15 protein-coding genes are annotated in these 18,192 nt (G+C 63.6%); 7 read left to right on the top strand and 8 right to left on the bottom strand.

What is annotated here, in order from left to right; genetic code table 11:
* Window positions 1–42 precede the first annotated feature (42 nt).
* Window positions 43–1,371 carry a Y-family DNA polymerase gene (locus Q5H92_RS08380; protein WP_305011058.1) on the bottom strand — a complete coding sequence of 443 codons (1,329 nt, stop codon included), beginning with the start codon at window positions 1,369–1,371 and terminating at the stop codon, window positions 43–45.
* A 4-nt stretch (window positions 1,372–1,375) separates the two neighbouring features.
* Window positions 1,376–1,834: a LexA family protein gene (locus tag Q5H92_RS08375; protein WP_305011057.1), complete on the bottom strand. Its 459-nt coding sequence runs from the start codon at window positions 1,832–1,834 to the stop codon at window positions 1,376–1,378.
* Window positions 1,835–2,062: 228 nt separating this feature from the next.
* Here Q5H92_RS08375 and Q5H92_RS08370 point away from each other — a divergent pair, with 228 nt between their 5' ends.
* Entirely contained in the window at window positions 2,063–2,311 is a 249-nt protein-coding gene (locus tag Q5H92_RS08370) for a hypothetical protein (RefSeq protein ID WP_305011056.1), read from the top strand.
* A 240-nt stretch (window positions 2,312–2,551) separates the two neighbouring features.
* Here the strand turns inward: Q5H92_RS08370 and Q5H92_RS08365 are convergent, their stop codons facing one another.
* Window positions 2,552–3,241 (bottom strand): TIGR02117 family protein, encoded by a 690-nt coding sequence (locus Q5H92_RS08365; RefSeq protein ID WP_305011055.1) that lies wholly within the window; start codon window positions 3,239–3,241, stop codon window positions 2,552–2,554.
* Window positions 3,242–3,390: 149 nt separating this feature from the next.
* Between Q5H92_RS08365 and Q5H92_RS08360 the strand changes: the two genes are divergently transcribed.
* A complete protein-coding gene (locus tag Q5H92_RS08360; RefSeq protein WP_305011054.1) occupies window positions 3,391–4,980 on the top strand; it encodes a MutS-related protein in 1,590 nt (529 codons plus the stop codon).
* A 123-nt stretch (window positions 4,981–5,103) separates the two neighbouring features.
* Here Q5H92_RS08360 and Q5H92_RS08355 read toward each other — a convergent pair whose 3' ends face one another.
* Window positions 5,104–5,838: a Dph6-related ATP pyrophosphatase gene (locus Q5H92_RS08355; protein WP_305011053.1), complete on the bottom strand. Its 735-nt coding sequence runs from the start codon at window positions 5,836–5,838 to the stop codon at window positions 5,104–5,106.
* Between the two features lie 216 nt (window positions 5,839–6,054).
* Here Q5H92_RS08355 and Q5H92_RS08350 point away from each other — a divergent pair, with 216 nt between their 5' ends.
* From Q5H92_RS08350 to Q5H92_RS08330, 5 genes are all read left to right on the top strand, one after another.
* A complete protein-coding gene (locus Q5H92_RS08350; protein ID WP_305011052.1) occupies window positions 6,055–6,558 on the top strand; it encodes a hypothetical protein in 504 nt (167 codons plus the stop codon).
* Between the two features lie 59 nt (window positions 6,559–6,617).
* Window positions 6,618–7,367 (top strand): glycosyltransferase family 2 protein, encoded by a 750-nt coding sequence (locus Q5H92_RS08345; RefSeq protein WP_305011051.1) that lies wholly within the window; start codon window positions 6,618–6,620, stop codon window positions 7,365–7,367.
* Between the two features lie 102 nt (window positions 7,368–7,469).
* Window positions 7,470–10,157 carry a T9SS type A sorting domain-containing protein gene (locus Q5H92_RS08340; RefSeq protein WP_305011050.1) on the top strand — a complete coding sequence of 896 codons (2,688 nt, stop codon included), beginning with the start codon at window positions 7,470–7,472 and terminating at the stop codon, window positions 10,155–10,157.
* A gap of 61 nt (window positions 10,158–10,218) precedes the next feature.
* Window positions 10,219–10,641: a hypothetical protein gene (locus Q5H92_RS08335; RefSeq protein ID WP_305011049.1), complete on the top strand. Its 423-nt coding sequence runs from the start codon at window positions 10,219–10,221 to the stop codon at window positions 10,639–10,641.
* A 78-nt stretch (window positions 10,642–10,719) separates the two neighbouring features.
* Complete coding sequence (locus Q5H92_RS08330) at window positions 10,720–11,460, top strand: EcsC family protein (protein WP_305011048.1); 741 nt, start codon at window positions 10,720–10,722, stop codon at window positions 11,458–11,460.
* Between the two features lie 19 nt (window positions 11,461–11,479).
* Here Q5H92_RS08330 and Q5H92_RS08325 read toward each other — a convergent pair whose 3' ends face one another.
* The 4 genes from Q5H92_RS08325 to Q5H92_RS08310 all read right to left on the bottom strand — a co-directional run bounded on the left by Q5H92_RS08325 (window position 11,480) and on the right by Q5H92_RS08310 (window position 18,113).
* Window positions 11,480–13,141, bottom strand: a complete 1,662-nt coding sequence (locus tag Q5H92_RS08325) for a glycoside hydrolase domain-containing protein (RefSeq protein WP_305011047.1) — start codon at window positions 13,139–13,141, stop codon at window positions 11,480–11,482.
* Between the two features lie 178 nt (window positions 13,142–13,319).
* Complete coding sequence (locus tag Q5H92_RS08320) at window positions 13,320–14,516, bottom strand: T9SS type A sorting domain-containing protein (protein ID WP_305011046.1); 1,197 nt, start codon at window positions 14,514–14,516, stop codon at window positions 13,320–13,322.
* Between the two features lie 266 nt (window positions 14,517–14,782).
* Window positions 14,783–16,399 carry a glycoside hydrolase family 32 protein gene (locus tag Q5H92_RS08315; RefSeq protein ID WP_305011045.1) on the bottom strand — a complete coding sequence of 539 codons (1,617 nt, stop codon included), beginning with the start codon at window positions 16,397–16,399 and terminating at the stop codon, window positions 14,783–14,785.
* A gap of 190 nt (window positions 16,400–16,589) precedes the next feature.
* Window positions 16,590–18,113, bottom strand: coding sequence for a glycoside hydrolase family 32 protein (locus Q5H92_RS08310; RefSeq protein WP_305011044.1), 1,524 nt, complete (start codon window positions 18,111–18,113; stop codon window positions 16,590–16,592).
* Window positions 18,114–18,192 lie beyond the last annotated feature (79 nt).

Raw genomic sequence — 18,192 nt, 5'->3', positions numbered from 1 at the left:
AAGCCCCGCCCCTACGTCGTATAAATAGTGCTTGCGCCCCACTCAGCGTACCTGCCACATGTCGTCCCAGCCGGTGGTGTAGCACGGCGAGCGGTGCGCTGAGCGGCCGGCCCAGACGGGCGACTGCGGCTGCCCGACCGCATTTTTAGCATTGCCCGTGGCCGCCGACCGCACCAGCTGCCGGCCGAAGCGAGTATTAAGCGTATCCATAGCCTGCATAAGCTGTTGACTACGTTGATGGTCGGGGGCAGTATTCGAGAACAAGCCCAGTTGCGCCTGCCCCTCCGGCTCAAGCCCGGTGAGCAGCACGCCGGCGCGGTTGTAGGCCACGTCGGAGCGGCGCAGCTGGCGCAGGCCTTGCAAGGCTGCTTTTATCAGAATGGTGGTATCGTTGGTGCTGGTGGCCAGACTGATGACGGCCGTGTGCGTTTTGGGGCCGGCTGCCGGCGCAAACCGGTCGGTGCCCAGAATTACGGTCACCAGATGAGTGGCCATGCCATAGCGGCGCAGCTTCTCGGCGGCTTTGGTGGCGAAGGTGGCCACGGCTTCGGCCAGCACGGCTTCCTGCTGCTGCGGGCGGCCGAAGGAGCGGGTGCAGGTCACGCTGTGGCGGCTGGCGAGGCCGGGCTGCAGCTGGTCGTCGTCCCACTCGGTGGGGTTCCACTCCAGGCAGGGCTGGCCGTGCAGCTCGCGCCAGAGGCGCTGGCCCACCACGCCGCCTAGGTGGCGGCGCAGCCAGTGCTCGGGCAACTGGGCCAGTTCCAAGCCGGTCATGATGCCCATTTCGTTCAGCTTGCGGGCGTAGCGCCGGCCCACGCCCCAAATGATGCCCACCGGCACGCGGGCCAGGGCGGGCTCCCAGTCGGCCGGCGTGGCCAGCAGCACGGTGCGGCAGGGGCCGGTTTTGGGTGCCAGGCGGTTGGCCAGCTTGGCCAGCGTTTTGGTGGGCGCGATGCCCACGCAGGTAGGGATTCCGGTGTGTTGGAGTACGGTTTCATGCACGCGCTGGCCGTAGGTCAGCAGGTCGGGCTCCAGCAGGTTCATGCCGCCGAAATCCAGGAAGGCTTCGTCGATGGAATACACATCGACCCCGCCGGCCAGGCCGCTGAGCACCTGCACTACACGCCGGCTCATATCGCCGTAGAGGGCGTAGTTCGAGGAAAATACTTGAACCCGGTGCTGCTCCAGCAGCGGCCGTACTAGGTGGTAGGGCTCGCCCATCTTCAGGCCCAAGTCCTTGGCCTCCTGGGAGCGTGAGATAAGGCAGCCGTCGTTATTGCTCAGGACCACCACGGGCTTGCCTTCCAGCTGCGGCGCAAAAACCCGCTCGCAGGAGGCGTAAAAATTATTGCAATCGACCAGCGCGTACATGGGATTATTTGATTTTGGCCACTGCGTGCTCGCCCAGCGAATGAATGACGTGCGTGACCACGCCCCATACAAACAGCCCGTCTTCCTGATTGACAGCTACCGGCGCGTAGCGCACGTTTTCGGCCACTAGCCAGTGCTGGCCGGCGCGGGTTTGCAGGCGCTTGATGGTGTGCTCGCCCTCCACTACGGCCACCACGATACTGCCGTGCCGGGGCTCGAGGGCGCGGTCGACGGCCACCAGGTCGCCGGGGTGAATGCCGGCCCCAATCATGGAATCGCCGCTGACACGGGCCAGAAACGTGGACGCCGGGTGGCGGAACAGGTGCTTGGTGAGGTCGAACGGGCCGTCGAGGTGGTCGTCGGCCGGCGAGGGGAAGCCCGCCGGCACCGGGCAACCAAACAGGGGCAATTCCCGAGTAGTGAGCAGGGAAGCCGAAATAAAATCGTGCAGTGATGTAAGCATACGAGCGTCCGACCGTCTTTCCTGACGGAACGGGATGCTATTTACTAATTTTTTTAGTATATTGTTTTAATTCAGCCCCTCAATCCACTGGCATACCGGCCTCGTACATCGGCTAGCTTCATCGTATAATCATGCGATGCCGCTATAATTGGACTAATTCTCCTCAAAAAAGACTAAAAAATTCATCGCCAAATTTTTTAGTTTATCGCAAAATTAGTATCTTTGGACATGTCAAACGTCAAGCTCCCCACGCCGCTGCCGTTGCAGCAATTTGCTCGTTGCGTGAATGACGCGCAACGTCCGGCCGACTACATCGGCGACTGGCCCCAGGCCGGCCAGGTGTATGCCGTCCGCGTGCTGCCGCACGCGCGCACCGGCCAGCCCCAGGTGCACATCCTTGGCTTTTATGCCGAGCGGCCCTATGGCGCTTTTGCCGCCCACCGCTTCGAGCAAGTGGCCGATGTGTGGCTGAACTAAGCTGCCCGGGCCATTGGCCCCATGGTTTCACTCCTTATGGCCCCGTTGGCGTTGCAGCCGGCGGGGCCGGTTTGTTTTCAAAGTCTGTGTGAAAGGACTCGCTTCGAAAAGAACGTCATGTCGAGCGCAGCCGAGACATCTCGCGTGCCGAAGTAAATCAATTATGAGAATTGCGTTGCGCACGCGAGATGTCTCGGCTGCGCTCGACATGACGTTCTAATTCCTTCGCCTTAGCGACACTTACCGGCCGTACTGATACAAAATCCCCTTGTCCGAAGGTGTCCAGAGGCAGGCGCGCTGGCCGCTGGCTTTGAGGGCGTTGTTGGTCCAGGTATTGCAGGTGTAGAGGAAGCTGTAGACGCGGTGGGCTTCGTAGAAAGCATCGTCTTGCCCGTAGCTGTGGCCTTTGATGTGCTGGGCGCGGCCGGCGGCATCGAGGGCAAAGCTGGTTTGGATGTAGCGGATGAGGCGGGCGTACTCGTCGTGGGTGAGGTAGAGCGGCACGGTTTCGGGGCCGGGCGTGAGGCTGCGCAGGTAGGTGGTGTGCATGGCCGAGGAGCCGAGCCAGAACGCGGCCACGAAAGCGGTGCTGAACTTGAGGTCGGCCCAGGTGGGCGTGTCGAGGTAGAAGCCTTTGTCGCCCCAGCCGAAGGCGATGTAGCGCAGGGTGGTGTCGCCGGAAGGGATGTTGCTGTAGGGCAGCTGTTTGCTCCAGTCCATCTGGGCGGTTCGGACGGGTACCACGATGTCGGTATGCACGCCGTTGGAATGCAGGGATACCGGCACATCAGGGGTGGCATTGGGCGTGGTTTTGGCCACGGCGATGCGGGAAAGCACAAAGGCCGACGACAGGTAGGCCGCCACGGTGCCGCTGAGGCCCACGGCGGTATAGGCGGCAACTTTCAGCGCTTTGCGAATAAGTGAGGGCATGGGTTGGGCAACGAAAAGAGGAAGTTGGGGCAAGGTGTCTGCTGCCCAATACGGCAGAACTGAAAAAGTAACCCAAACCGCACGCGGCGCGACTGCCCGTACTTTTGCCCGCTCCCGCCCGCTTGTGGGCGCGTCTCCTCCCCTGCCCCATGTGGACCTCCACCGCCGACCGCCTGGCTTTGCTCGAAGCCGAGTGGCGCACGCCCTCGCCCCGCTCGCACACGTTTCCGCTCATTGCCCGCTACCACGCCACCGTGCGGGCCGAGCCCGCCTACCACCGCCTCGACGACCAGACCTGGACCGACCTCAACGGCGACGACCTGTTCACGCTGCTCGACGGCACCGTGAGCCGCGTGGGCCAGCAGTGCCTCTACCACCGCCTCCGCAGCCCGCTCGATGATGCGGCGGCCCTGCAGGACTTCGACCAGGCCGCCCAGCTCTTTGCCGACCCGGCCCCGCGCGGCCGGGCGCTGCTGGCCCTGCGCCGCCTCACGTCCACTGATGCCTACTACCTGCCCGATATCCTGAACGGCGACGCCTTGCCGGCCCTGCCCTGGACGGCCGCCGCGCCCGCGCTGGTGCTGTTGCTGCTGGCCACCGTGGCAGGCGGCTTCTGGCAGCCGGCGCTGTGGCTGGTGTCGGGGGTCTTGGTGCTGCTGCATTCGGTGCTGCATTTCTGGTACCGGGGGCGCATTGCGGGGGGCATGCGGCCCATGCGGCAGCTCGCCAACCTCTACCGCGCCGGGCGCGGCCTGGCCCGGCTGCAGCTGCCGCTGGCGGCGCTGCGCGGGCTAGCCGAGCCGCTGAATCGGCTCGGTTCCATTGTGAGCAAGGTGGCGTTTTTACAGACCGATGGCCTGATGCAATCGGAAATGGCGGTGCTGCCGTGGCTGATTCTGGAATACCTCAAAATGATGCTGCTGCTCGATTTTATCGTGTACCGCAGCTGCCGGCGCCAGGTAGAACAGCACTTTGGCGCCATCCGGGCGGTGTATGAGACCGTGGGCTACGTGGATAGTGCAGTGGCGGTGGCTGGGTTTCGGGCGCGGCATTCGCACTGCCCGCCGGAGTTCACGGGCGGAACCGGCCTGCGCCTCGCGGGCGCCTACAACCCGCTGGTGCCCGGCTGCGTGCCCAACGACCTGACCATCGCCAACAATTCCAGCGTGCTGCTCACAGGCTCCAACATGTCGGGCAAAACCACGTTCATGCGCGCCATCGGCCTGAGCACCCTGCTGGCCCAAACCATTGCCACCTGCCCGGCCACGGCTTACGCGGGGCCCTTTCGGCGGGTGGTGTCGAGCATCAACCTGGCCGACAGCCTCACCGAAGGCAAGAGCTATTACTTTGCCGAAGCCGAAACCATCCTCGGCTTCGTGCAGGCGGCCGAGGCGGGCACGGGCGGTTATTTATTCATTCTGGATGAGCTTTTTAAAGGTACCAACACCGTGGAGCGCATCGCAGCCACGCAAGCCGTGCTGACTTACCTGCAAACCCGCAGCCTGGTGGTGGCCTCCACCCACGACGGCGAGCTGGGCCAGCTACTCGCGCCCACTTTCACCGAATACCACTTCTCCGAAACCGTGACCGATACGGACTGGTATTTTGATTATCTGCTGAAGCCCGGCCCGCTGCGCACCCGCAACGCCATCCGGCTGCTGGCCCGCGCCGGCTTCCCGGAGGAGATTGTGCATAATGCATTGGCGCTGAGCCGCACGCTGGATGAGGCGGGAGCATAATTGAATAGCACAAAAAGACCGTCATGCAGAGCGCAGCGAAGCATCTCGCGTGTAGCAGTGACTCAATCGAACGGTTTACTACCAAAAACGAGATGCTTCGCTGCGCTCTGCATGACGGTCTTGTTACAACAAGTCGCAGTACCAGAAGCCGGTATCGAACGGACTAACATCAGCATCGTCGCCGCATTCATAGTCGGCGTCGTCGGTTTTGGGCGCGGGCGTGTAGCGGCGGTGCACGATTTCGCCTTTCTCGAAGGCAATGGGTTCGCGGAAATTGGGCCCGTCGAAGACGAAGGTGTGGAACTCGCCGTTTTCGCCGCAGGGGTCCACGTGGGGCGGCAGGTCGCGCAGAAACTGCTCGTCGATGACGCGGCCCACGAAGCTTTGGTCGAGGTACTTCTCGTTCACGCAGGTGGTAATGGTTTTGAAACCCAGGGTCAGAAACTCGCTCATTAACTCGGCCGTGGGTACGCCCCAGAGCGGAAACACGGCCTGCCAGCCGGCAGCGGCCAGCTTTTCTTCGCGGTAGCGCCGCAGGTCTTCCAGAAAAATATCGCCGAAGATGGTGGCCGTGGCGCCCTGGCTTTTCAGTTCCTCCATGGTGCTGGCCATGAGGCGCTCGTAGACGTCCATGCTGGGTGTTTCGGGCAGGAAGAGCTGGCGGCAGGGCAGACCGAGGCTGGCGGTCTGGCGGTCAAGCAGCGCGGTGCGGACGCCGTGCATGGAGATGCGCTGGTAAGGCTCGCTCACCGTGGTGAGCAGCGTCTGGACGTGGTAGTGGCCGGCTTGCTGCACTTTGTAGAGCGCCAGGGCCGAATCCTTGCCCCCGCTCCAGTTGAAAATGGCCTGCTGTGTCATGGGCAGCAAAGTAACGGCAGCGGCCTGGGTTGCCGGCGGGCTGTGCGTGGGCAGATGTGGCTTTTTGCCACACGCTGCCTACCTTGAAACACCTTTTCCCCCGTCCGTCATCCTGAGCGCAGCGAAGGACCTTATCACGCATGCTCGGTATTCAATCGAACGTGATTAGGTCCTTCGCTGCGCTCAGGACAACAGAGCCTTCTCGCTTCTTAATCCATGAAAAAACTTCTGCTCGCTTTCCTGCTCGGCGGCCTGCCCGCGCTTGCCTCGGCCCAAACCTTCGACGTGCCCGCCCAATACACCCTGAGCAAGCCCGACGACTTTGCCCGCTACGAGCCGCAGGTCATCAGCACCATCAACTGGCTGGAGGCCACACCGGTGAACCAGGACGTGAGCCGCCGCAAGCAGGCCCAGCGCTTTCTGCTGGAATGGGCCAGCGGCAGCCCCAAAGTATCCATCGGGATAGAGCCTTACCTGGGCGACCTGTACGGCAAGCAAACCGACCTACTCATGGCCTTCATGGGCGGCTGGACGCGCTACAGCCTGCAACATCCCAACGACACCAATACCTTGACCCTGAACGCCGAAGGCGTGCAGGCCATGCTGAAACTGTACGCCCTAGGCGGCCTGGGCACCATCAAGCCCCTGGAAAACGTGCGCGACCTGGCCGCCGCCGGCGAGCTGAATACTTGGCTGAAAGGCAAAATCAGCCAGAAGTAGCGCGCGCTGCCCGACAACCTTTTGGGCCCCTGGCCGATTAACCGGGCATGCATTTCTCCGTGATTACTCCCACGCACCAGCGGCGCGAGTTGCTGCCCGAAGCCGTGGCCAGCGTGCGCGCCACCATGGGCGCGCCCCTCGATTTCTCCTTTGAACACCTAATTTTCGACAGCGGCTCGCGCGACGGCACGGCCGCCTACCTGCGCGAGGCCGCCGCCCGGCCCGGCCCGGCGTTGCGCCACTGGCACTCGGCGGGCCGCCAGCTGGCTGGCCCGGCCCGCAACCTGCTCATCAAGGAAGCGCCGGCCGAGGCCTGGATTGTGCCGCTCGACGACGACGACTTTCTGCTGCAACGCACGCTGTTTCACTACGGCACCCAAATCAACGCCAACCCCGGCCGGCCGTGGTTCGTGGCCGATTTCCTGCGCGTGGACGAGCACGGCCGCTACCTGCCCAACGAGGATTACTACGCCTGGCAGTTCGACTCGCCTACGGCCATGCTACGGGCTATTTTTCGGGCCGAGCACTTCATTCAGGGCAACGTGTGCTACAGCCGGGCTTTCGTGGACGAGGTGGGCGGCTACGACGAGGAGCTGAAAATGGCCGAGGACCTGGACCTCTACGTGCGCTTCCTGCTGGCCGGGCAGCTGCCGGTGGTGTGCCCGCACATCAGCCACCTGCACCGCTTCCACGCCCGCAACGTGAGCATTGGCGTGGACGCGGCCACGCACAACGCCGACTTGCGGGTGATTTATCAGAAATACGCGGTGCAGCTGGTGGCGCTGGGAATTGAGGAACCGGGGAAATAGTGGATTGGCTGTCTGACTTAAAGCACTATAGCTATACTTTATACCAAGCGCTTTATTCCCATTTGAGCAGTAAATTGCCAGGCTTTTTATATGTCAGTCTGAATGCTCAAACACCTATCCACCTTCTTGCTTGCTTATTGTGGCACCCTCCTGGCGAGCGCGCCGGCTTTTGCTCAGGGCGCCATCGACCCCACGTTTGCGCCCACCGTTCTGAAGACTGCCCAGGCAAGCATTATTGGCGCCTATACCACGCGGACGATGCTACAACAGCCGGATGCCAAAATCCTGGTGGGCGGCAACTACGAATACATCGACAACCAACGGGCGAGCCGCCTGCGGCGCCTCAACGCCGACGGCACGCCCGACGCGGCGTTTGCCGCGCAAACCGGAACGGGGCCCGACGCGTCGGGCAATCCGACGGCGCTGGCTCTGCAAAGCACCAATAAAATTCTGGTGGGCTGCGCCACCAACGCAACGTACAACAGCGTGCTCACCGGCAATCTGGTGCGCCTCAACCCCAACGGCAGTGTGGACGCCACGTTCAACCGCGGCGGCTCTGGCTTTGTGGTTTACGGGTGGGATGCACTGGCGCTGAACTTTGCCAACAACATCCGCAGCCTCGCGGTGCAGCCCGATGACAAAATTCTGGTGGGCGGCAACCTGGACCACTACAACGGCCAAGCCGTGGCCAACTTGCTGCGCCTCAATGCCGATGGCAGCTACGATACCAGCTTCAACGTAGGCAGCCTGGGATTCACATCCGCGAACTCGACCGGCACGCCCAACAGTGGCACACCGGAAGTAATGCTGGTGCAGCCCGACGGCAAAATTGTGGTAGGCGGCAATTTTGTGCAGGTTAATGGATTAGTTGCCAACAACTTGGTGCGCCTTAACGCCGATGGCAGCCGGGATAACACGTTTCTGAGCACGGGCACCAACGCCACGGTGCGGGCCCTGGCCCGGCAGCCCGATGGCAAGCTGCTCGTGGGCGGCTACTTCACGCAGGTAAACGGGCAGGCCAGCGGCGGCCTCGTCCGGCTCAACGCCGACGGCACCCGCGACGCCAGCTTTACGCCGACCGTGCTCAGCCCGGTGGCCACGGCCACGGGCATTTACAAAATCCGCCTGCGGGCCGATGGTTCCATGGTGGTGTGCGGCACCTTCACGGCCTGCAACGGCACCGCCCGGGGCAACATTGCCAGGCTCAGCGCGACTGGCGTGGTGGATGCCGGTTTTGGCCCCGCGGCGGCCACCACCTCGACCAGCACCCCAAACATCGTGTACGACCTGGTGGACCTGACCAGCGGCCAAACCCTGGCCGGGGGCACGTTCACTTCCATTGGCGGGGTGCCCCGCACCGGGCTCGCTTTGCTCAACGGCACCGCCACGCAGGTCGATGCGGCCTTCAATCCGCTGATTGAATACGGTGGAACCCTTAGCAGCGCCACCCCACTCAACAATGGCGACATTATCCTGACCGGTAATTACACGTCCATCAACGGCACCACCCTGGCCAACCGGTACTATCCGCAGCGCCTCAACAGCAGCGGAGCATATGTGGGGCAGGTGTCCATCAACCCGGGCGCTTACCCTTTCTCTGGCTACGATGTGCTGCCGCAGCCCGACGGCCGCTTCTACGTGAGGGGCTACACCTCAATTGCTACAGCTCCTTATACGGGCATCACCGTGCTGCGCCTGCTGGCTAGCGGCGCGCTCGATACGGGTTTCGCCCCGGTTTCCTTTGCCTATGCACCCAACACCCAGTTCGCGTGGCAGCTGGTTGCTTTGCCTTCCGGCGGCGTGCTCTTTGCCGGCGACTTCGTGGCGGTGAACGGCCAGGCGCGGCCGGGCCTGGCGCGCGTATCGGCCGCCGGGGTCCTCGACGCCGGGTTTAACCCCACGGGCGCGCCCTGGCAAACGGCTACCGCGTCGGGGTTTTATGTGGCGGGGGTGCAGCCCGGCGGGCAGCCGGTGGTGAGCTGGGGCGATGCAAACCTGCCTTTTCTAGTGCGACTGTCGGCCACGACGGGCCAGGTCGACAATACCTTTTCCATTGGCAGTGGCGCTTCGAGCAGCGCCGGCCTGCGCGTGTACTGGGGGGCGCAGGTAGCGACCGGGGGCCAGATAATCATCAACGGCCAATTCACGTCCTTCAATGGCCAGGCCGCGCCCAATGGCATCGCACGGCTACTGCCCAACGGCCAGCCCGACCCTACTTTCACGGCGGCCTTGTCCTGTAGGGTGCTTCAAGTTCAGCCCGATGGCCGAATCCTGGGCAGCCTCGCCGACACCAGCTATTTTGCGCCGCCCCTGTTCCAGCTGGTCCGGCTCAATGCCGACGGCAGCCGCGACGCGACATTTGCCCCGGTAACGGTGCCGCAGGAAATCGTCTATTACCCTGCCAGAGTGACTTTGCAGCCCCTGGACGGAAAAATACTGGTATCCGGCGGCTTTACCAGCATCAACGGGCAGTTACGCAGCAGTTTGGTCCGCCTTGATAACACCCTGTTGGCTACACGCCCGGCTTTTGCCAGCACCCCGGAGCTTGACGTATTTCCCAACCCGGCCCAGCAGCAGGCGACGTTGCGGCTGCCCGCCGGCACCGCGTCGGCCACGGCCCTGCCGGTGACGCTGCTGGACGTGCAGGGCCGGGTCGTGCGGCGGTTTACCCTCCCGGCTCACCACACAGAAATCGTTTTGTCGCTGGCCGATGTGGCGCCTGGTGTTTATGTGCTGCAGGCCAGTACCAACGCTGGCCCGGTTCGGCAGCGCGTGGTGGTGGCTCACTGATAGCTGAGTAGAAAGCATAAGACAATGGCCGGCGGCTTATTTTTGGGCTTTTCCCCGCCCCATGTCTGCTCCCACGCCCCAGGTTTCCGAAGAAGTGTACAGCATTCCGGCCGTGTACCGGCAGATGGAAAACACGCACATCCTGTTCTGGCTGCTCAAGGACATTGCCTGGTGCATGGTGTGGAAGCCGCTGGGCCTGCTGATGGTGCTGCCCACGCTGGGCATTGCCCTGGTCATTGCCTGGCGCACCCGCGCCCTGGCCTCGGAGCTGGCCCACAACCTGGCCATCGTGTTCTGGATTACGGCCAACTCGTACTGGATGACCAGCGAGTTTTTCGGCTTTGACACCGTGCATCTCACGCCCACCATCACGGGCAAGCACCTGGCACTGGTGCCGTTTCTGATTGGGCTGGGCATTCTGCTGTACTATTACCTCGTGACGAAGCCGCGCGAAAACCGGGCGGGGCAAACGGCTACGCTGTAGCGTGGACTCTGCGAGTCCGCGCGGGCACGAATATCCTCGCGATGCGCGGACTCGCAGAGTCCGCGCTACCTTTCGCCCATGACCTCCGACGAACAGCAAACCCGCGTTGAGCTGCGCGCCTGGCAACTGAAGATGCAGCGGCGGCCCTCGTTTCTCAACAACTTTGCCCACCGCGTGCAGGTGCGCCTCAATGCCCTGCTGCCCGAAAAGGTGCACCAGGCCATCACCGGCGCCATCAGGCAGATGGTGCGCGGCGTGCTCTTTGGCTCGCGGCACACCACCGCCAAGCCGCTGGCCGAAGTGCCTTTCGCCACCCGCGAGGCCGAGGTGCGTAGCCGCATCCGCGACTACCGCACCATGGCCACCGCCGAGGGCGCCGTGACCGGTGCCGGCGGCTTTCTGCTGGGGCTGGCCGATTTCCCGCTGCTCATCGGCCTGAAAATGAAGCTGCTGTTTGACATCGCAGCCCTATATGGCTACGACGTGCACGACTACACCGAGCGGCTCTACCTGCTCCACGTGTTCCAGCTGGCGTTCAGCAGCCAGCAGGCCCGCAATGCCACCTACCGCCGCCTCGCCGACTGGGACGCCTACCGCCTTGGCCTGCCCCTGAACCCGGAGGAATTCGACTGGCGCACCTTCCAGCAGGAATACCGCGACTACATCGACCTCGCCAAAATGGCCCAGCTCGTGCCCATCATCGGGGCGGCCGTGGGCGCCGTGGCCAACTACAAGCTCATCGAGCAGCTCGGCGACACGGCCATGAACTGCTATCGCATGCGCCACTTCGCGGCGGCCGCGCCGCCCCTGCCGGGCTAGCGCGGCCGCCGCCGGGCGGTTACTGCACCGCCGGGGCCTTCACCACAATGTTCTTGAAAGTGGCCGTGCTGTTGTCGACGAACACGCCCCAGGAGGTTTTCGGCGCCTTATAGATGCGGGCCGTGAGGGCGGCCACGTTGTTGAGGTAGACGACGACGACCGAATTTTCCTCCACGATGTCGACCGTGTAATCGGTGTTGGGCTGCAGGGGGAAGGGCACGTCGGCGGTGGCCACGGTGGTGCTGGTGAGGCTGGCGCGGTTGGTGAAATCGAGACGGAAGCGGTTCTGGCCGGGCACGAAGCGCAGGCTGTAGAACTGGTTGTAGCCGTCGCAGGCCGCCAGCAAAAACCCGAAATCCTTGCCCGCGCTGGCGTACGACACGGTGGCGCTGATTTTGAAGCGCGTGAGGTTGATGGGGTCGTAGAGCACGTTGGCCACGTCGTTGTTGGCGGTGCTCACCAACCGGTACGACTCGGTGTTGGCCAGCACGTTCGTGACGTTGCCCCACTGGCTGCTCTTGGTGAAGGCCGGCGTGGTGGCTTCCAGGTAGCTTTTCAGGGTGTGCGGGATGGTGAGGGCCAGGTCGCCGTTGGCCAGCTGGTAGAGCTTGTGCGTCAAGAGGTTGCCGCCCCACTGCCAGGCGCCGGTGTCGGTGGCGCCCGCGCGGCGGTGCACCCAGGCCTGCAGGTAGCTGTCGCCGTACTTGTCGGTTATCACCTTGCCGCCGTAGCAGCCGTTGCCCTCGAAGCGGGCGTTACCGGCTGGGGCGCTCCACGGTCCCGTCGGCGACGAGCCTTTGCGGTAGTACATGGTTTTCGCGTCCATGTCGGAAAACAGCAGGTAGTAGGTGCTGCCCAGCTTGAGCAGCTGCGGGCACTCCATCATAAAGAAGTTGGTGCTGCCGCCGGCGTACTGGTAGGCATCCTGGTAGGTCCAGGTCAGCAGGTCGGGCGAGGTGTAGTAGGCGATGACGCCGCGCCAAGTGCCAGCCACGTTGCGGCGGGCCGCCACCAGCAGGTAGTATTTCGCGGCCGCCGCGTCGTAGTACACGTAGGGGTCACGGAAATTGTCGTTGCTGTCGAAGTTCAGTCCGGCCGGGGCGTACAGCGTTTGGAAGTTTAGGTTCTTCACAAAAGCCTGCCCCACGGCCGGCGCGGTGGCCAGCATCACCCCTTCCTTGGGGTTGGGGCAGCTGCTGGTATTAGGGTTGAAACCGGTGTAATAGGCGTAGAGGGTGCCGTTGCGCTGCACGATGCTGCCCGTGCCGAGGGCAAAATCCGGGGCGCAGGTGGGCGCGCTGCAGCCCAGCAGCTCGCCGCCGGTGCCCGGCCCCACGGGGTAGTAGGCGCTGAAATTATCGGTATAGAGGCCGTACCAGGGGTGGCGCTGCGTGGTGGCGTCGTTCCAGACGTCCTTGAGGAAGTACGAATACGTCCGGTTGTCGGCCGCATTGTAGTAGGGCATCACGTCGCCCACAGCCGGCCCGTCGGCGCACTGCGGGTAGATGACGTAGTTGGTGCCCTCCGGCTGCTGGGCGCACGTCAGCGCCGCATCGGACCGGCTGGCCGAGGCCACGGGCGCGGGGGTGGCTTCGGGCGTCAGGTTTTGGCAGCCGCCGGCCAGCAGCAACGCCAGACCGGCCCCCAGGCGCAGGCGCAGGCGGGAAAAGTTGGTTTTCATGCGGTGGGAATTTTGGGATGGAGGAAGTAGATATTATTTGGTCCCTGTCTCACCGTCATGCAGAGCGCAGCGAAGCATCTTGCCCGCCACCACTAACCCAATTGAAAGGAATTACTTGCTGCGGGCAAGATGCTTCGCTGCGCTCTGCATGACGTTCTGAGGAGTTGTTTACATGGCCTTACAGCAGCACCACTTTGCGCACGGCCACGGTGCTGCCCAGCTGCACGCGCAGCAGGTAGGTGCCAGCGGCCACGTCGGCGGTGCTTAAGGTGGTGCTTTGCGGGCCGGCGGCTTTCTGGCCCTGCTCCAGCACGCGCACGGGGCGGCCCAGCAAGTCAGTCAATACCAAGCTGGCGGCGCCGGCGCGGGGCACCTGGTAGACTACCGTCAGGAAGCCGGCGGCGGGGTTGGGGTACACCTGCAGGCCGAGGGCGGCTTCGTCGGCCGAGCGGGCGGCCAGCACGGTGGCGCCGCTGGCCGTCACCTGCAGCGTGGCCGACTGCCGGCCGGGAATTGCCGTGAAATCGGGGCTGCGCTGCAGGCTGCCGTTGGCGTCGGCGCCGGGCGCGGCGGCAGTGTTTTCCGGGATGATGTCGCTGGAGAAGAAGTCGCCGTCGGCGTTGTTTTGCAGGCCGAACACCTGCACCGCGCCGCCGCTGGCCGGCAGGCCCAGGCTGGCCCGGCTCAGCGAGATTTCGAGGCCCGTGGCGTTGGCGCCGCCCGCCGGCGCGCCCGGGTTGGTCGAAAGCCGCGAACTGTTACGGAAGGCCACCACGGCATTGACAAACAGCCCATACACGCCCGTAGCCTGCGCGCTGCCGATGGTGGCCGCCGCGCCCGTGTTCACATTCAGCCCGTTGACGTTGAGCGGCTTGGTAACGGCCGTGGCCGGGCTGCCAGCGCTGTACACCACGCCATCGACCTGCACCTGCGCGGCCACGCCATTGCCCTTCACCCCAATGCCGAAGTCGCCGGGCTGGTCGAGCTTGGCGCCCACCATTTTGAACGATGTGATGGGCGTGCTGGTCGCTGGCAGCGGCAGCGCGGTGCCCACGGGCACGGCCGTCACGCCCGGCCGGGCCACGTAAATCTGGAGCGCATTGCGAATCTGGCCCAGCGAGGCGGCGTTGCCGTCGGTTTCGAGCGTGCCAGCCAGGAAGAGGTAAATGTTGTTGGCATCGGCCGCCGCGTAGAATGACAGCAACCCGGCATCGCCGAAGCTGTGGCTGCGCGTGTAGCGGCCAATGAGCTGGTAGCCGCTGCTGCTGATTTCACTAGCGCTCAGCGTGCCATCCACGCTGATGGTCTGGGCATTGGAGTTGAGAGAGGCCGCCGCGAGAGCGCCGGCCAGGGCGAGGGTAAAGGTTTTTTTCATGGGAATTTGAAAGGGTTTGAAAGTGGAAAAATCAGGCATGAGCAGGGCCAGCTTTGCCCGAAAACCAGGCAAAGAGCGGCAGGTGACCCAGGCGCGAGGGGCGCCGTTGGAGTGGGATTAGGTCTTGAGAATCGGCCGTTTCGGTCCGACCGCCCTAGGCGGTCCGACCGGTTGTCGGGCGAGCAAAATCATCTGTTAGTCAACGAAATCGGTGGTTCTTCGACAGGTCGGACCGCCTAGGGCGGTCGGACCGGAACGGGCGGCGCTTAGGGCTTGGTGACCGTCAGATTTTTGAAGGTGGCCGTGCTATTGTCGGCGAAGATGCCCCAGGAGGTGCGCGGCGCTTTGTAGATGCGGACCGACAGCGCGGCCACGCCGTTGAGGTACACCACCACCACGGAGTTTTCCTCCACGATGTCCACCGTGTAATCGGTGTTCGGCTGCATCGGGAAGGGCACGTCGGCCACGGCGGAGGTGCCGGCGTTGAGGCTGCTGCGGTTCAGGCGGTCGAAGCTGAAGCGGTTCTGGCTGGGCACGAAGCGCAGGCTGTAGAACTGATTGGTGCCGTCGCAGGCCCCCAGCATGAAGCCGAAATCCTTGGCCGCGCTGCTGTACGACACGGTGGTGCTCAGCTTGAAACGTGTGAGGTTGAGGGGCTTGAACAGCACGTTGGCCAGCGGGCCGGCGGCCGGGCCGGTCAGGATGTAGGTGCTCGAATCGGGCCGGGCGGCGCTGGCGGTGCGGCTCACGCGCTGCAGGGGTTCGGTCTGGGCTTCGAGGTAGGTTTTGAGGGCCGGCACCAGGCTTACGGTCAGGTCGCCGTTGGGCAATTGGTTGAGCTGGTGGGTCACGAGGTTGCCGCCCCACCACCAGTTACCGGCGTCGCTGTTGTTTTCGAGGCGGTTGACCCAACCGATAAGGTAGTTTTTGCCGGTGGCGGTGTTGTTGAGTACGCGGGCGGCGTAGAGGCCGCTGCCGTCCACCCGCTCGTTGCCGGCGGGCGCGCTCCAGGGGCCGCCGGGCGCGGCGCTTTTGCGGTAGTAGAAGTGGCGGGTGCCGGTGTCGGAATACGTGAGGTAGTAAGTGCTGCCGATTTTAAACAGCTGCGGGCACTCCATCATAAAGTAGTTGCTCGTGCCGCCGTCGTAGAGCACACTTTGGTAAGTCCAGGTCAGCAAATCGGGCGAGGTGAGCTTCACGATGACGCCGCGCCAGGTACCGGCCACGTTGCGGCGGGCCGAAACCAGCATGGCGTACTGCCCGGCATCATCTTGATACACAAAGGGGTCGCGGAAGTTGTCGTTCTCGTCGAAGCCCTGGCCGGTGGGCACGTAGAGCGTGGCGAAGCTGGTGCTCTTGGTGAAGCGCTGGGCCGGGCCGGGCGCGGTGGCCAGCATCACGCCCTCCTTGCGGCGGCCGCAGTTGTCGGCGTTGGGGTTGTTGCCGGTGTAGAAGGCGTAGTAGGTGCCGTTGCGGGCAATCACGCTGCCCGTGCCGATGGCGCGGTCCTGCGCGCAGCTGCCCGCGCTGCTGGCCAGCAGCTCGCCGGCCGCTACTTCGGTGTACTGGCGGAAGTCGCTGGTGGTGAAGGCGTACCAGGGATGGCGCTGGTTGCTCACGTCGCTCCACACGTCCTTCAGGTAGTAGAGGTACTGGGTGCCCGAGGCCGCGTCGAAGAAGGGCATCACGTCGCCCACGCCCGCGCCGTCGGCCACTTTGGGGAAGATGCCGTAGTCGTTGCGCTCGGCCGGGGGCGTGCACACCAGCTCCACGCCGGGGTTGACGGTGGGCGGGGTTGGGGGCGTGGCGGGGTCGTTTTTCTTGCAGCCGGCCAGGCTAAGCGCCGCCAGCAGCACCCCGGCGAGTTGCCGATAATGCCTCATGGGAAGTAGGAAAGTTTGCGTGGATTAGCTCAGAAAGACAGAGTAGTAGAGACGCAACATTTTGCGTCTCGGCGGCCGCGCCGCTAGCATTCAACTGCACGATAACGAGTTGATACGGCCGGCGCGGTCCCGGCCGTTCAACGACGAGACGCAAAATATTGCGTCTCTACCCGTTGCATGCAGTGTCAAATCAATTAACCGGCTTGGCGTTAGGCCCGGCCAGCTTGCTGTAGGTCAACTCCTGCACCGTCAGGCCACCGGCCGATTCCAGCTTGAGCGTGGTGAAGGCTTTGGTTGGAAAAAACAGCTCCGTGGCCACGCTCAGCCCGCCATCGGCAAACAGCTCGACCGACGTCGCGTCCACGTACAGCGCCAAGTCGGCGGCCGGCGCGGTGGCCAGGCGCGGCGTGACGTGCCGGCCCGCAAATTTGGGGCTGAAAGCCGTGGGACCGGCCTTGGTGCGGTCGATAAAGTACTGCTTCGCCGAGGCATCGTAGCCGATTCGCAGTTCCTCGCCGGCCGCGTTGCCCAGCACCAGCGCGAAATCCTTCAGCTGCGCGGTGCTCATTTTCAGCGCGTACCGGTCGCCGCCGAAGTTGAGTTTGGTGCTCAGGTCCTGGGCGGTGGCGGTGGCTTTCACATCTTTCAGCGTGGTGGCGGGCTGAACTATTTTGGCCACTTCCTTCACCGGCTGCGAGGTGAGGTAAATTTCCGAGCCTACCTGGCGCAAACCCAATTCGCGGGGCAGCGTCATGGCGTTGCGCCAGGGCGAGGTGGGCACCTGGTTGGCGTAGTCCCAGTTGCTCATCCAGCCCAGAAAAATCTTGCGGGCACCCGTGTTGGCCCAGGTCACGCCGGCGTAGTCGTCGGGACCGTAGTCGGCCCATTTAGTTTTGTCGTTCAGGGGCGTGAATTTGTGCCCGTCGAAGCTGCCAATGAAGTATTGAGTGCCCGAGCCGCTGTTGGGGCCGCCGGGGTTCAGGTTCACCAGCAGCACCCAGTGCGTCTGGCCGTTGAGGGTGAGCGGGAATAAGTCGGGGCATTCCCACACGCCGCCGTGGGCGCCCAGCTTCTCGCCAAACTCGCTTTCCTTGGTCCAGCTTTTCAGGTTGGGCGAGGAGTAGAAGGTGATGCGGTCCTTGGTGGCCAGGGTCATTACCCACTTTTTGGCCACCTCGTTCCAGCTCACTTTCGGGTCGCGGAAATCCTGGATGCCGGGGTTGGGCAGCACGGGGTTGCCCTCGTATTTCTTCCAGGTTTTGCCCGCGTCGAGGCTGTAGGCCAGGCTTTGGTACTGATGCTTGTTGGTTTTCTTTTTCTCCTCGGGGTCGTTGTGGTGGGTAAAAATGGCCACCATCGCATTCTTCCCGAAGCCGGCCGTGTTGTTGGCATCAATCACCGCCGAGCCGGAGAAAATCCAGCCCAGCTTATCCGGAAACAGCGCGATGGCTTGCTCCTTCCAGCTGGTCAAATCGGTGCTCGTGGCGTGGCCCCAGTGCATGGGCCCCCAGGTCATGCCATCGGGGTAATACTGAAAAAACAGGTGGTAGGTGCCCTGGTAGTACACCATGCCGTTGGGGTCGTTCATCCAGTGCGCGGCGGGCGAAAAATGGTAGCCGGGCCGGTACTGCGGCGTGGCCGGCGGCACGGGCGCCTGCTGCGCCTGGGCAAAGAAATTGAGGCTGAAAAGGGCCGGGAGAAGGATGCGTTTCATGGGGTGGGATGTAGCGTGGACTCTGCGAGTCCGCGCAGGCGTGGGTTGGTAGCAATTCGCTCGATGCGCGTCGTTCGAT

Source organism: Hymenobacter mellowenesis (assembly GCF_030581005.1).
In the GTDB taxonomy this organism is placed as follows: domain Bacteria; phylum Bacteroidota; class Bacteroidia; order Cytophagales; family Hymenobacteraceae; genus Hymenobacter; species Hymenobacter mellowenesis.
The sequence above is the reverse complement of the archived record's forward strand: the minus strand, read 5'-3'. Positions and strand labels throughout refer to the sequence as shown.

Bases quoted from the DNA above. Each gene is read 5' to 3' on its own strand.
- Q5H92_RS08380 (WP_305011058.1), bottom strand. From the start codon at position 1,371: ATGTACGCGCTGGTCGATTGCAATAATTTTTACGCCTCCTGCGAGCGG.
- Q5H92_RS08375 (WP_305011057.1), bottom strand. From the start codon at position 1,834: ATGCTTACATCACTGCACGATTTTATTTCGGCTTCCCTGCTCACTACT.
- Q5H92_RS08370 (WP_305011056.1), top strand. From the start codon at position 2,063: ATGTCAAACGTCAAGCTCCCCACGCCGCTGCCGTTGCAGCAATTTGCT.
- Q5H92_RS08365 (WP_305011055.1), bottom strand. From the start codon at position 3,241: ATGCCCTCACTTATTCGCAAAGCGCTGAAAGTTGCCGCCTATACCGCC.
- Q5H92_RS08360 (WP_305011054.1), top strand. From the start codon at position 3,391: ATGTGGACCTCCACCGCCGACCGCCTGGCTTTGCTCGAAGCCGAGTGG.
- Q5H92_RS08355 (WP_305011053.1), bottom strand. From the start codon at position 5,838: ATGACACAGCAGGCCATTTTCAACTGGAGCGGGGGCAAGGATTCGGCC.
- Q5H92_RS08350 (WP_305011052.1), top strand. From the start codon at position 6,055: ATGAAAAAACTTCTGCTCGCTTTCCTGCTCGGCGGCCTGCCCGCGCTT.
- Q5H92_RS08340 (WP_305011050.1), top strand. From the start codon at position 7,470: ATGCTCAAACACCTATCCACCTTCTTGCTTGCTTATTGTGGCACCCTC.
- Q5H92_RS08335 (WP_305011049.1), top strand. From the start codon at position 10,219: ATGTCTGCTCCCACGCCCCAGGTTTCCGAAGAAGTGTACAGCATTCCG.
- Q5H92_RS08330 (WP_305011048.1), top strand. From the start codon at position 10,720: ATGACCTCCGACGAACAGCAAACCCGCGTTGAGCTGCGCGCCTGGCAA.
- Q5H92_RS08325 (WP_305011047.1), bottom strand. From the start codon at position 13,141: ATGAAAACCAACTTTTCCCGCCTGCGCCTGCGCCTGGGGGCCGGTCTG.
- Q5H92_RS08320 (WP_305011046.1), bottom strand. From the start codon at position 14,516: ATGAAAAAAACCTTTACCCTCGCCCTGGCCGGCGCTCTCGCGGCGGCC.
- Q5H92_RS08315 (WP_305011045.1), bottom strand. From the start codon at position 16,399: ATGAGGCATTATCGGCAACTCGCCGGGGTGCTGCTGGCGGCGCTTAGC.
- Q5H92_RS08310 (WP_305011044.1), bottom strand. From the start codon at position 18,113: ATGAAACGCATCCTTCTCCCGGCCCTTTTCAGCCTCAATTTCTTTGCC.